The following is a 12200-nucleotide window of genomic DNA, read 5'->3' as shown; positions in this document are numbered from 1 at the left end:
TATTATACCTCGCTACGCTTGCCGTTACTGCCGGAAGGGGAAGTTGAATGCACGCAGAAGAGCGCGTGCTTCATCATCCGACTTGGCGGTCGTGCAAACGATGATGTCCATGCCCCAGATCTGATCAACCTTATCGTAGTTGATTTCCGGGAACACGATGTGCTCCTTGATGCCCATGGCGTAGTTGCCGCGGCCGTCAAAGCTCTTCGGGTTCAAGCCGCGGAAGTCGCGGACGCGCGGAAGAGCGATCGTGACAAGACGATCAAGGAATTCATACATGCGGTCCTGGCGAAGGGTGACCTTCGTGCCGATCGGCATGCCTTCACGCAACTTGAACGTTGCGATCGAGTTACGGGCGCGCGTTACGACAGCCTTCTGACCGGCGATCTGGCTGAGATCTTCAGCAGCAATCGCTGGCTTCTTGGAGTCGCCAGTAGCTTCGCCAACGCCCATGTTCAGGACGACCTTCGTGATGCGCGGAATCTGCATCTCGTTGTCGTATTTGAATTCTTCAAGCAGAGCCTTACGAACGGTCTCGTTGTAAAGCTTCTTGAAGCGGGGAAGTGCCTTTGCCTCAGCCATCGATCAGCGCTCCAGAACGTTTTGCGACACGAACCTTCTTGCCGTCCTCGACGCGGAAACCGACGCGGGTCGGCTGGCCGTCCTTCGGATCAGCAATTGCCAGGTTGGACAGGTGGATCGGCGCTTCCTTGGAAATGATGCCGGCTTCCTGGGTCTGGGTCTGGCGCTGATGACGCTTTACAATGTTGATACCGCGGACGAGCGCCTGCTCGTCCTTCGGCATGACCTTAAGAACTTCGCCCTTGCGGCCCTTGTCCTTACCGGACAGCACGACAACGCTGTCGCCTTTGCGAATCTTCTGCATCGTCTTGCTTCCCTTACAGAACTTCCGGAGCCAGCGAGATGATCTTCATGTGGTTCTTTGCGCGAAGTTCGCGCGGAACCGGTCCGAAGATACGCGTGCCGATAGGCTCTTTCTTGTTATCGATAAGAACGGCTGCATTGTTATCGAAACGAATAACGCTGCCGTCCGGACGACGGATGTCCTTGGCGGTGCGTACAACAACCGCCTTCATCACGTCACCCTTTTTGACGCGGCCGCGCGGAATGGCTTCCTTGATCGACACCACAATGATGTCGCCGACGGAAGCGTAACGCCGCTTCGAGCCGCCCAGCACCTTGATGCACATGACACGACGTGCGCCGGAATTATCCGCCACGTCGAGGTTTGTTTGCATCTGAATCATGACTGGCCGCCTTCTTTCCTCTCAGCTGGTTAAGGGCTCCTGCCCTACCTAAGCTGCGTGTTTATAATTTAGCCTGCTGCTTCGTTCGTCAGAACGACCCAGCGTTTGTCCTTCGAGATCGGAGCCGATTCCTGGATGGAAACGATATCGCCAATCTTGAACTGGTTGTTCTCGTCATGCGCCTTGTACTTCTTCGACTGGCGCACGGTCTTCTGGAGGAGCGGATGCGAGTAGCGGCGCTCGACCTTGACCACGACAGTCTTGTCATTCTTGTCGCTGACGACAACGCCCTGCAGAACGCGTTTAGGCATGATATTTTTTCCTTATGCCTTGCTTTCGGCCGCCTTCTGGCGGGCAATAGTCTTAATACGCGCGATGTCGCGGCGAACCTGCTTCACGCGCGCGGTTTTTTCAAGCTGGCCGGTGGCCTTCTGAAAGCGCAGGTTGAACTGCTCTTTCTTCAGGCTGCCCAGCTCGTCATTCAGTTGGTCGAGGCTTTTCGCCCGAACGTCTGCGGCTTTCATAGTTGCCTCTCTTATTCAGCAATGCGCTGGATAAAGCGCGTCTTGATCGGCAACTTTGCGGCGCCGAGTCGAAGGGCTTCCCGTGCCACATCTTCAGGTACACCGTCAAGCTCAAACATCACGCGACCCGGTGCCACACGACATGCCCAGTAGTCAACCGAACCCTTACCTTTACCCATACGGACTTCGGTAGGCTTCGACGTGACCGGCAGGTCAGGGAAGATGCGGATCCACACGCGGCCCGCACGCTTCATGTGACGGGTGATCGCGCGGCGAGCCGCTTCGATCTGACGTGCGGTGACGCGTTCAGGCTCAAGAGCCTTCAGACCGAATGCACCGAAATTCAGATCCGTGCCGCCTTTCGAGTTGCCGTGGATACGGCCCTTGAACTGCTTGCGGAACTTGGTGCGCTTAGGCTGCATCATTGTTCTCTACTCCAAATTTCTCGCCCGCGGCCCGCTTTTTAAGCGTTTTCGCGGCGGCGGTTCGACGAGGAACCCTGATTGTCACCCTCGACCGCACGACGCTCGGAAGCCATCGGATCGTGTTCAAGGATTTCGCCCTTGAAGACCCAGACCTTCACGCCGCAGATACCATAAGCGGTCTTCGCTTCTGCCGTGCCGTAGTCGATGTCGGCGCGCAGCGTGTGAAGCGGAACGCGACCTTCACGGTACCATTCCATGCGAGCGATTTCCGCTCCGCCAAGGCGACCCGCACAATTGATACGGATACCTTCGGCTCCAAGACGCATTGCCGACTGAACGGCACGCTTCATGGCGCGACGGAATGCCACACGGCGTTCGAGCTGCTGCGTGATCGACTGGGCGATCAGCGTAGCGTCGACTTCCGGCTTGCGAACTTCGACGATGTTGAGCGACGTATCGGCATTGGTCATCTCGGAAAGCTTCTTGCGGAGCTTTTCGATATCTGCGCCCTTCTTGCCGATGATGATGCCCGGACGAGCCGAATGGATCGTCACGCGGCACTTCTTGTGCGGACGCTCAATCACGATCTTGGAGATCGCAGCCTGCTTGAGTTCTTCGGTGAGGAACTCGCGGATCTTGACATCTTCATGCAGCAGCTTGCCGTATTCGCCGGTATTCGCGTACCAACGCGAATCCCAGGTACGGTTGATGCCGAGACGAAGACCGATCGGATTAATCTTCTGACCCATTATGCGGCCTCCCCTTTTTCCGCGACTTCGCGGACAACAATGGTGAGATGCGAAAACGGCTTCTCGATCCGGCTTGCGCGGCCACGGCCACGGACGTGGAAGCGCTTCATGACGATCGACTTGCCGACATAGGCTTCGGCGACGATCAGAGCATCGACGTCGAGGTCATGGTTGTTTTCAGCGTTCGCAATTGCGGACTGAAGCGTCTTCTTCACCGTATCGGCGATCCGCTTGCGCGAGAACGTCAGATCGGCAAGTGCCGCATTCACCTTCTTGCCGCGAATCATGCTCGCAACAAGGTTCAGCTTCTGCGGGCTGACGCGCAGCGTGCGGGCAACGGCCTGAGCCTCGTTGTCCTTGAGCTGACGGGGAGCTTTAGCCTTGCCCATCGTTACTTCCTCTTCGACTTCTTGTCCGCACCGTGACCGTAATAGGTCCGGGTCGGTGCAAATTCACCGAACTTGTGTCCGACCATTTCTTCCGAAACCGACACCGGCACATGCTTGTTGCCGTTGTAGACGCCGAAAGTCAGGCCGACAAACTGCGGCAGGATGGTGGAGCGGCGGCTCCACATCTTGATAACTTCGTTACGACCGCTTTCGCGTACCTTCTCAGCCTTCTTGAGAAGATAGCCGTCGATAAACGGACCTTTCCAAACTGAACGAGCCACTTCAGACTACCTCTCTTATTTCTTGCGCTGATGGCGCGAACGCATGATGAACTTGTCGGTCGCCTTGTTCGAGCGCGTCTTCTTGCCCTTCGTGGGCTTGCCCCACGGCGTGACAGGATGACGACCACCCGAGGTACGACCTTCACCACCACCATGCGGGTGATCGACCGGGTTCATGGCAACGCCGCGAACATGCGGACGCTTGCCGCGCCACACCGAACGACCGGCCTTACCGTCGTTGGTATTGCCATGATCCGGGTTGGAAACCGCACCGACCGAAGCGAAGCACGCGCCATGAACCAGACGCTGTTCGCCGGAGTTGAGGCGCAGGATCGCCATGCCCTGGTCGCGACCGACGAGCTGGGCGTAAGTGCCAGCCGAACGTGCGATCTGGCCGCCCTTGCCGGGCTTCAGTTCGACGTTGTGAACGATCGTGCCTACCGGCATCGAAGCGAGAGGCATTGCATTGCCCGGCTTCACGTCGACGGAGTTGCCTGCAACAACCTTGTCGCCGACAGCCAAACGCTGCGGAGCCAGGATATATGCCAGTTCACCGTCTTCGTAACGGATCAGCGCGATAAACGCGGTGCGGTTCGGATCGTATTCCAGGCGTTCCACCGTGCCGACAACGTCGAGCTTGCGACGCTTGAAGTCGACGAAACGATACGAACGCTTGTGACCGCCGCCCTGAAAACGGACGGTGATACGACCGGTGTTGTTGCGGCCACCCTTCTTGGACAGGCCTTCGGTCAGGGACTTGACCGGCTTGCCCTTGTAGAGTTCCGAACGGTCCACAATGACCAGCTGACGCTGGCCTGGCGTGATCGGATTAAAATGCTTGAGTGCCATTGTCTCTTACTCCATGGCCTCTCAGAGACCGGTCGAAACGTCGATGCTCTGGCCTTCGGCCAAAGTAACGATCGCTTTCTTGACGTCGCTCTGGCGCCCGATAAGGCCGCGGAACCGCTTGACCTTACCCTTGCGCACTGCAGTGTTGACTGCGGTAACCTTGACGCCGAAAAGCGCTTCGACTGCAGCCTTGATTTCCGGCTTCGTTGCCTTGCGGGCTACGTTGAAGACAACCTGGTTGTGTTCGGAAACCAGGGTCGACTTCTCGGTGATAACCGGGCTGACGATCACGTCGTAATGGCGAAGATCAGTCATTTGAAACGCTCCCCATGAAACGAGCTTCCAGGGCTTCGACGGCCGCCTTGGAAAGCACGAGCTTGCCACGGCGAAGAATGTCGTAAACATTGATGCCCTGCACCGGCAGAACGTCGATGTTCGGAATGTTCGAAGCCGCGCGCTGGAAGTTCACGTCGATCTCCGCACCGCCGATGACGAGTGCGTTTTCCAGACCGAGCTTGGCGAACTGCGAAACGAGCTGCTTCGTCTTGGCTTCCGTCGCGGCCAGATCGTCGATGATGATCAGGTCCGATGCCTTTGCCTTTGCAGACAGGGCATGACGCAGGCCGAGAGCGCGAACCTTCTTCGGCAGATCGTGGTCGTGCAGACGGACAACCGGTCCGTGAGCCTGACCGCCGCCGCGGAACTGCGGTGCACGAGCCGAATGGTGACGAGCGCGGCCCGTACCCTTCTGCTTGTACATCTTGGAACCGGTGCGGCTGATGTCGCTGCGGCCCTTGGCATCATGCGAGCCCTGCTGGCGGCGAGCCAGCTGCCAGCGCACGACGCGCTGAAGAATGTCGTCACGCGGGTCGAGGCCGAAGATTTCTTCGTTCAGCTTGACCTTGCCGGCATCCTTGCCTTCAAGAGTGGTAATCGTGAGATCCATTATTCGGCTCCCTCAGTCGCGGCAGCTTCAGCCTTCGCGGCACCTGCACGCAGAGCGGCCGGCTTCGGCGCATTCTCAGGCAGGGAAACCTTTACTGCATCGCGCACGATAATCCAGGCGCCCTTGGAGCCAGGAACCGCACCGCGAACCAGGATCAGGCCGCGATCGCTGTCCGTCGAGACAACTTCAATGTTCTGCGTGGTAACGCGGGTCTGACCCATGTGACCAGCCATCTTCTTGCCCTTGAACACCTTACCCGGATCCTGACGCTGACCGGTCGAGCCGTGAGAGCGGTGGGTAATGGAGTTACCATGAGAGGCGCGATGACCGCCGAAGTTATGACGCTTCATAACACCGGCAAAGCCTTTACCGATCGAAGTACCCGTCACATCGACCTTCTGGCCGGCGACGAAGTGTTCGGCGGTGATTTCAGCGCCGACTTCGAGGAGGTTATCCGGCGAAACGCGGAATTCCGCGACTTTCGCCTTCGGCTCGACCTCGGCCTTCGCGAAATGACCGCGCATAGCCTTGGACGTGTTCTTTACCTTGGCGATACCAACGCCAAGCTGAACAGCCGTATAACCGTTCTTTTCAACTGTACGCTGAGCTACCACGTGGCAGTTCTCCATGCGGAGAACCGTCACCGGCACATGCTCGCCGGCGTCGTTATAGACGCGGGTCATGCCCAGCTTCTGTGCAATAACACCTGAACGCATCGGGTTCGTTCCTTCCGTCCTCAAGCCGATTAAAGCTTGATCTCGACATCGACACCGGCGGACAGATCGAGCTTCATCAGCGCGTCCACCGTCTGCGGGGTCGGGTCAACGATATCGAGAAGACGCTTGTGCGTGCGCATCTCGAACTGCTCGCGGCTCTTCTTGTCGATGTGCGGCGACCGGTTGACCGTGAACTTCTCGATCCGCGTAGGAAGCGGGATCGGTCCGCGCACATTTGCACCGGTACGCTTGGCAGTCGACACGATTTCCCGCGTCGAAGCGTCAAGGATCCGATGATCAAACGCCTTCAGGCGAATGCGGATGTTTTGACCGTTCATTTCATCTGTTCCTTGTTACGCGGGGACATCTGCCATGCAGATGCCCCTGCACAAACCTAATTACTCGATGATCGAGGAGACGATGCCTGCACCGACGGTGCGGCCGCCTTCACGGATAGCGAAGCGGAGCTTTTCTTCCATGGCGATCGGCACGATCAGCGTGACGTCCATGGCGATGTTGTCGCCCGGCATGACCATTTCCGTGCCTTCCGGCAGCGTCACAACACCCGTCACGTCCGTCGTGCGGAAGTAGAACTGCGGACGGTAGTTGGTGAAGAACGGCGTATGACGGCCACCTTCGTCCTTGGTCAGAATGTAGGCTTCTGCCTTGAACTTGGTGTGCGGCTTCACAGAACCCGGCTTGCAGAGAACCTGGCCGCGTTCGACGTCCTCACGGCCAACGCCGCGGATCAGTGCGCCGATGTTGTCGCCAGCCTGGCCCTGATCGAGCAGCTTGCGGAACATTTCAACGCCGGTAACCGTCGTCTTCGTCGTTGCCTTGATGCCGACGATTTCAACTTCTTCGCCAACCTTGACGATACCGCGCTCGACGCGACCCGTCACAACCGTACCACGGCCCGAGATCGAGAACACGTCTTCGATCGGCATCAGGAACGGCTGGTCGATCGGACGTTCCGGGGTCGGAATGTAGTCGTCAACGGCAGCCATCAGGCTGCGGACGGCATCTTCGCCCAGTTCCTTCGAGCTGTCTTCCAGAGCGGCAAGAGCCGAGCCCTTGATGATCGGAATTTCGTCGCCCGGGAAGTCGTACTTCGACAGAAGCTCGCGCACTTCCAGTTCAACCAGTTCGAGCAGTTCTGCGTCGTCAACCTGGTCGCACTTGTTGAGGAACACGACGATAGCCGGAACGCCAACCTGACGGGCAAGCAGGATGTGCTCGCGGGTCTGCGGCATCGGGCCATCGGCAGCCGAAACAACCAGGATCGCGCCGTCCATCTGCGCCGCGCCGGTGATCATGTTCTTCACATAGTCGGCGTGGCCGGGGCAGTCGACGTGTGCGTAGTGACGGTTTTCGGTTTCATATTCGACGTGGGCGGTCGAAATGGTGATGCCGCGCGCCTTTTCTTCCGGCGCTGCATCGATCTGGTCATATGCACGGAATTCGCCGAAAAACTTCGTGATCGCAGCCGTCAGCGACGTCTTGCCATGGTCAACGTGACCGATCGTGCCGATGTTAACGTGGGGCTTCGTACGTTCAAACTTACTCTTTGCCATTTGAGCTCTCCGTAAATTTAGCCTGCTCAGGCATTCTTTTTAATTGGGAGCGTGACCCGTAGATCACGCAAACTTCTTCTGGATTTCCTGTGCGACCGCCGTCGGAACCGGCTCATAATGGTCGAACTGCATCGTGTACTGTGCACGGCCCTGGGACATCGAACGCAGGGAGTTCACGTAGCCAAACATGTTGGCCAGCGGAACGTTTGCGTTGACGACCGTGGCGATGCCGCGGGCTTCGGTGCCGGAAATCTGACCGCGACGCGAGTTCAGATCGCCGATAACGTCACCAACGTAATCTTCCGGCGTCACAACCTCGACCTTCATGATCGGCTCGAGGAGCTGGGCGCCAGCCTTCTGCGCACCTTCACGGAACGCTGCACGGGACGCGATTTCAAAGGCGAGAACAGACGAGTCAACGTCATGGTAAGCGCCGTCGATCAGGGTGGCCTTCACGCCGAGCATCGGGAAGCCGGCAAGCGGACCTGCGCCCATGACGCTCTCGATACCCTTCTGGACACCCGGAATGTATTCCTTCGGAACCGAACCACCGACGATCTTCGATTCGAAGATGAAATCGTCGCCGTCATGCGGCTCGAAGATGATCTTGACACGAGCGAACTGGCCCGAACCACCCGACTGCTTCTTGTGGGTGTAATCGATTTCAGCCTGACGGGTGATCGATTCACGGTAAGCAACCTGCGGCGCACCGATATTGGCTTCAACCTTGAATTCGCGCTTCATGCGATCGACGAGAATGTCGAGGTGAAGTTCGCCCATGCCGGCAATGATGGTCTGACCGGATTCTTCGTCCGACTTGACGCGGAAGGAAGGATCTTCGGCAGCCAGACGATTGAGCGCGATGCCCATCTTTTCCTGGTCGGCCTTGGTCTTCGGCTCGATAGCGATCTCGATAACCGGATCCGGGAATTCCATGCGTTCAAGGATAACCGGCTTCAGCGGATCGCAGAGCGTATCGCCAGTAGTGGTTTCCTTGAGGCCAGCCAGAGCAACGATGTCGCCTGCATAGGCTTCTTCGATGTCTTCACGGCTGTTGGAGTGCATCTGCAACATACGGCCGATACGCTCACGCTTGCCCTTGACGGTATTTTCGAGCGAAACGCCCTTGGTGAGCTTGCCCGAATAGATGCGGGCGAAGGTCAGCGAACCGACGAACGGGTCGTTCATGATCTTGAATGCGAGCATCGAAAGCGGTGCTTCATCCGAAGATTCACGGGTCGTTTCGGTTTCCGTCTTGACGTCGATGCCCTTGATGGCAGGAACGTCGGTCGGAGCCGGAAGGAATTCCACGACGGCATCGAGAAGCGGCTGAACGCCACGGTTCTTGAACGCGGTACCGCAAAGGATCGGATGGAACTTCACTTCGATCGTGCCCTTGCGGATCAGGGCGCGCAGCTCATCGTTGGTCGGCTCCTTGCCTTCCAGATAAGCTTCCATGGCAGCTTCGTCGATTTCCACGGCCAGCTCGACGAGCTTCTCGCGGTATTCCACAGCCTGATCCTTCAGGTCTGCCGGAATTTCACCTTCAACAGCAGCAGCGCCGATGGTGCCATCCCAGGTCAGGGCCTTCATTTCGATCAGGTCGATAACGCCAACGAAATCGTTTTCGGCGCCAATCGGCAACTGAACCGGCAGGGCGACCGCGCCCAGCCGCGAGCCAACCATCTCCACGCAACGGAAGAAGTCGGCACCGATCTTGTCCATCTTGTTGACAAAGACCATGCGCGGGACGTGATACTTTTCAGCCTGACGCCACACGGTTTCGGTCTGGGGTTCAACGCCGGCATTGGCATCGAGCAGCGCGATAGCGCCATCGAGAACGCGCAAGCTACGCTCGACTTCAATCGTGAAGTCGACGTGACCGGGCGTATCGATGATGTTGAAGCGGCGCTTCTTACCGTCACGGCCCTGCCAGAACGTGGTCGTAGCAGCGGAAGTGATCGTGATACCGCGTTCCTGCTCCTGCTCCATCCAGTCCATGGTCGACGCACCATCGTGGGTTTCGCCGATCTTGTGGTTCTTACCGGTATAGAACAGGATGCGCTCGGTCATCGTCGTCTTGCCGGCGTCGATGTGAGCCATGATACCGAAATTGCGGTAGTCTTCGATTTTATATTCGCGGGCCATGATAGTCGCTCTTTGAATAGGTTTCGACGATTACCAGCGGTAATGCGAGAAGGCGCGATTGGCTTCAGCCATGCGGTGCGTGTCTTCACGCTTCTTCACAGCAGAACCGCGGTTGTTGGCAGCATCAAGCAGTTCGCCGGAAAGACGATCGACCATTGTCGTCTCGTTACGACCACGAGCAGCATTGATGAGCCAACGGATGGCAAGTGCCTGGCGGCGTTCTGGACGCACATCGACCGGAACCTGATAGGTTGCACCACCAACGCGGCGCGAACGGACTTCGATGTGCGGAGCTACGTTGTCGAGCGCCTGATGGAACAGCGCGACCGGCTCGGACTTCGCCTTGGTTTCGATTGCATCGAGCGCACCGTAAACGATGCTTTCGGCAACCGACTTCTTGCCATGAAGCATGACTGCATTCATGAACTTCGTGATAACGAGATCGCCGAACTTCGGATCCGGATTGATCTCACGCTTTTCGGCCTTATGGCGTCTGGACATTTCGTCTTTTCTTTCAATTACATCGGGCTCAACTCGCCTACAGGCGGCCGGTATCCCCGGAAAATCTTACTTCGGACGCTTTGCACCATACTTGGAGCGGCGCTGCTTGCGGTTCTTGACACCCTGGGTATCGAGAACGCCACGGATGATGTGGTAACGCACACCCGGCAAATCCTTGACACGACCGCCGCGGATCATGACGACGGAGTGCTCCTGCAGGTTATGCCCCTCACCCGGGATGTAACCGATAACTTCGAAGCCGTTCGTCAAACGAACCTTGGCAACCTTACGCAGAGCCGAGTTCGGCTTCTTCGGGGTCGTCGTGTAAACGCGGGTGCAAACGCCGCGCTTCTGTGGGTTTGCCTGCAGGGCAGGAACCTTATTACGCTTCACCGGCGCAATGCGCGGCTTGCGGATCAGCTGATTTACGGTAGGCATTCAACCTTCCTCTATTAAAAACTCGTATCCACGCCCCAAAGGGCCGTTTCACCGGCATGCTCATGCGCGAATTCGGAGTCAGCCATCCTCAACCGGCGGCCACCCCGAACAAAAGCAGAGGAAGCTGACGCTTCATGCGAACGGCAAGTTGCATTTCGATCGTAAAACGAACCCTGTTTGAGACGAACTTCAGGACGCGTCGTCCCGAAAAAGCCTGTCTCACATCGGCTCAGATGCGGTGCTGATACGTCTTTAGAGGCGTTTCGTCAAGTGCAATGGCCCAAGTTTCTTACCTGATGGGCTGGAAACCGGCGATCTGGCCCTGCCCTGACAGGTTATTGCGCCGCATTTGACGTCCATTCGCTGATATTTCGCGATCAAAACCGTCATTTTCATATGCAAGCATGGCGCAGCCACTTCGTAACCGCTATTGAAGCACATCCGAGTCGAAACGCAACCGAATATTAAGGGTTTCTCAATGTCTTCCACGCCCGCATCCGATTCCATGCCCAAGGGCGACGATTCGCCAACCGTTCATCTGGTCATCGCCGATGTCTGGAACGAGGGTGAAGAATCCTCCGTCGAGGTGCACCTGCTTTTGAAAGCCGACGAGAACGAGGATCTGGTTCAGACCGTTCTCGCCATTCTTGCCGACGAGGGCTACCACGAAGCCGAGCTTCTCGAGATGGGCACGCTCACCGAAGAACCGGAAGAAGAACCGCACAAGAGTGCCTGGGCGACAGCCCTCAAGGGCGAAGTCGCACTGATCGAATTCGACGGTGACGACGAAGAGGAATAAAGCCGGACGCGGGGTCAACAGCCCCGCGTTTTTCCTATCGGTCTGACGGGCCGAAAATCACTCAACTTGTACGATACCCGCTAGTAATTATTGAAGGTTAGGGTCAGGACCCTGATGCTCACTGCCGGAGATTCATCCGGCTCGTGATATTTTTTGGAGATTTTGATGAGAACTGCTTTCCGCCCGCTCCTTCTTGGAGTTCTGCTTTCCACTCCTCTCATGTCGGCTCATGCCCAGGATGCCCAGCCCGACGATGGCGCCCTCGCCCAATGCTATGCTGAAATCGGCACGCAACCGCGCACCGAACTTGCGCCCTGCCTGGAGAAACTCGAGAAACAGGCAAGAAGTGAACTTGACGTCACGCTGGAGAAGCTTCGCAAGGACATCGAGGAAACCGGATCGTCGGCAAGCGAAGCTGCACTGAAATCCCTCGCGGCATCCGAAGAGCAGTTCGAGCTTTTCACAAAAGCCGAATGCCGTCGTGTCGTGGATGCCGCAATGGGCGGCAGCGGTGCCGAAGATTTCGGACGCGCCTGCACGACGGACCTTCTGCGCTGGCGCATATCGCGTCTCGACCAGTAGTCGATAGCGCC

20 protein-coding genes are annotated in these 12200 nt (G+C 57.5%); 2 read left to right on the top strand and 18 right to left on the bottom strand.

The genetic code is table 11. The features are described 5' to 3' along the window. Positions 1-24: 24 nt before the first annotated feature. From rplE to rpsL, 18 genes are all read right to left on the bottom strand, one after another. Positions 25-582: a 50S ribosomal protein L5 gene (gene rplE, locus FHS76_RS07875; RefSeq protein WP_183650416.1), complete on the bottom strand. Its 558-nt coding sequence runs from the start codon at positions 580-582 to the stop codon at positions 25-27. Beyond that, positions 575-886: a 50S ribosomal protein L24 gene (gene rplX / locus FHS76_RS07870; protein WP_183650413.1), complete on the bottom strand. Its 312-nt coding sequence runs from the start codon at positions 884-886 to the stop codon at positions 575-577. The genes rplE and rplX overlap by 8 nt, the downstream gene beginning before the upstream one ends. A gap of 13 nt (positions 887-899) precedes the next feature. Beyond that, positions 900-1268 (bottom strand): 50S ribosomal protein L14, encoded by a 369-nt coding sequence (gene rplN / locus FHS76_RS07865; RefSeq protein ID WP_004683923.1) that lies wholly within the window; start codon positions 1266-1268, stop codon positions 900-902. A 68-nt stretch (positions 1269-1336) separates the two neighbouring features. Further along, positions 1337-1579 (bottom strand): 30S ribosomal protein S17, encoded by a 243-nt coding sequence (rpsQ, locus tag FHS76_RS07860; RefSeq protein WP_183650410.1) that lies wholly within the window; start codon positions 1577-1579, stop codon positions 1337-1339. A 12-nt stretch (positions 1580-1591) separates the two neighbouring features. Continuing rightward, positions 1592-1792, bottom strand: coding sequence for a 50S ribosomal protein L29 (gene rpmC, locus FHS76_RS07855; RefSeq protein WP_183650407.1), 201 nt, complete (start codon positions 1790-1792; stop codon positions 1592-1594). Positions 1793-1803: 11 nt separating this feature from the next. Continuing rightward, complete coding sequence (gene rplP, locus FHS76_RS07850; protein WP_002964355.1) at positions 1804-2217, bottom strand: 50S ribosomal protein L16; 414 nt, start codon at positions 2215-2217, stop codon at positions 1804-1806. Positions 2218-2255: 38 nt separating this feature from the next. Continuing rightward, positions 2256-2966 (bottom strand): 30S ribosomal protein S3, encoded by a 711-nt coding sequence (rpsC, locus tag FHS76_RS07845; RefSeq protein ID WP_183650404.1) that lies wholly within the window; start codon positions 2964-2966, stop codon positions 2256-2258. Further along, the gene (gene rplV, locus FHS76_RS07840; RefSeq protein WP_006467025.1) at positions 2966-3355 is read right to left on the bottom strand and encodes a 50S ribosomal protein L22; all 390 of its coding nucleotides are present in this window, start codon (positions 3353-3355) and stop codon (positions 2966-2968) included. Before rplV ends, rpsC begins: the two co-directional genes overlap by 1 nt. Positions 3356-3357: 2 nt before the next feature. Beyond that, positions 3358-3636, bottom strand: a complete 279-nt coding sequence (rpsS, locus tag FHS76_RS07835) for a 30S ribosomal protein S19 (protein WP_183650402.1) — start codon at positions 3634-3636, stop codon at positions 3358-3360. Positions 3637-3651: 15 nt separating this feature from the next. Continuing rightward, a complete protein-coding gene (gene rplB / locus FHS76_RS07830; protein ID WP_183650399.1) occupies positions 3652-4485 on the bottom strand; it encodes a 50S ribosomal protein L2 in 834 nt (277 codons plus the stop codon). A gap of 21 nt (positions 4486-4506) precedes the next feature. Then, positions 4507-4800, bottom strand: coding sequence for a 50S ribosomal protein L23 (locus FHS76_RS07825; protein WP_183650396.1), 294 nt, complete (start codon positions 4798-4800; stop codon positions 4507-4509). Next, complete coding sequence (gene rplD, locus FHS76_RS07820; protein WP_183650394.1) at positions 4793-5431, bottom strand: 50S ribosomal protein L4; 639 nt, start codon at positions 5429-5431, stop codon at positions 4793-4795. Before rplD ends, FHS76_RS07825 begins: the two co-directional genes overlap by 8 nt. After that, a complete protein-coding gene (rplC, locus tag FHS76_RS07815) occupies positions 5431-6147 on the bottom strand; it encodes a 50S ribosomal protein L3 (RefSeq protein WP_183650391.1) in 717 nt (238 codons plus the stop codon). Before rplC ends, rplD begins: the two co-directional genes overlap by 1 nt. 29 nt (positions 6148-6176) lie before the next feature. Then, entirely contained in the window at positions 6177-6485 is a 309-nt protein-coding gene (rpsJ, locus tag FHS76_RS07810) for a 30S ribosomal protein S10 (RefSeq protein ID WP_002964363.1), read from the bottom strand. A 60-nt stretch (positions 6486-6545) separates the two neighbouring features. Beyond that, entirely contained in the window at positions 6546-7721 is a 1176-nt protein-coding gene (tuf, locus tag FHS76_RS07805) for an elongation factor Tu (protein WP_183650354.1), read from the bottom strand. Between the two features lie 63 nt (positions 7722-7784). Further along, positions 7785-9869: an elongation factor G gene (gene fusA, locus FHS76_RS07800; protein ID WP_183650388.1), complete on the bottom strand. Its 2085-nt coding sequence runs from the start codon at positions 9867-9869 to the stop codon at positions 7785-7787. Between the two features lie 30 nt (positions 9870-9899). Beyond that, on the bottom strand, positions 9900-10370 hold the full coding sequence (gene rpsG, locus FHS76_RS07795; RefSeq protein WP_183650385.1) for a 30S ribosomal protein S7: 471 nt from the start codon (positions 10368-10370) through the stop codon (positions 9900-9902). Positions 10371-10436: 66 nt separating this feature from the next. Further along, positions 10437-10808 (bottom strand): 30S ribosomal protein S12, encoded by a 372-nt coding sequence (rpsL, locus tag FHS76_RS07790; protein ID WP_006471111.1) that lies wholly within the window; start codon positions 10806-10808, stop codon positions 10437-10439. Between the two features lie 478 nt (positions 10809-11286). Between rpsL and FHS76_RS07785 the strand changes: the two genes are divergently transcribed. Continuing rightward, a complete protein-coding gene (locus FHS76_RS07785; protein WP_183650382.1) occupies positions 11287-11607 on the top strand; it encodes a hypothetical protein in 321 nt (106 codons plus the stop codon). Positions 11608-11772: 165 nt separating this feature from the next. Then, the gene (umoC, locus tag FHS76_RS07780; protein ID WP_183650379.1) at positions 11773-12189 is read left to right on the top strand and encodes a lysozyme inhibitor LprI family protein; all 417 of its coding nucleotides are present in this window, start codon (positions 11773-11775) and stop codon (positions 12187-12189) included. The last annotated feature ends 11 nt before the right edge of the window (positions 12190-12200 follow it).

It is taken from the genome of Brucella daejeonensis, assembly GCF_014199265.1.
Lineage (GTDB): Bacteria > Pseudomonadota > Alphaproteobacteria > Rhizobiales > Rhizobiaceae > Brucella > Brucella daejeonensis.
This window is presented reverse-complemented; position numbering and strand designations above follow the sequence as displayed.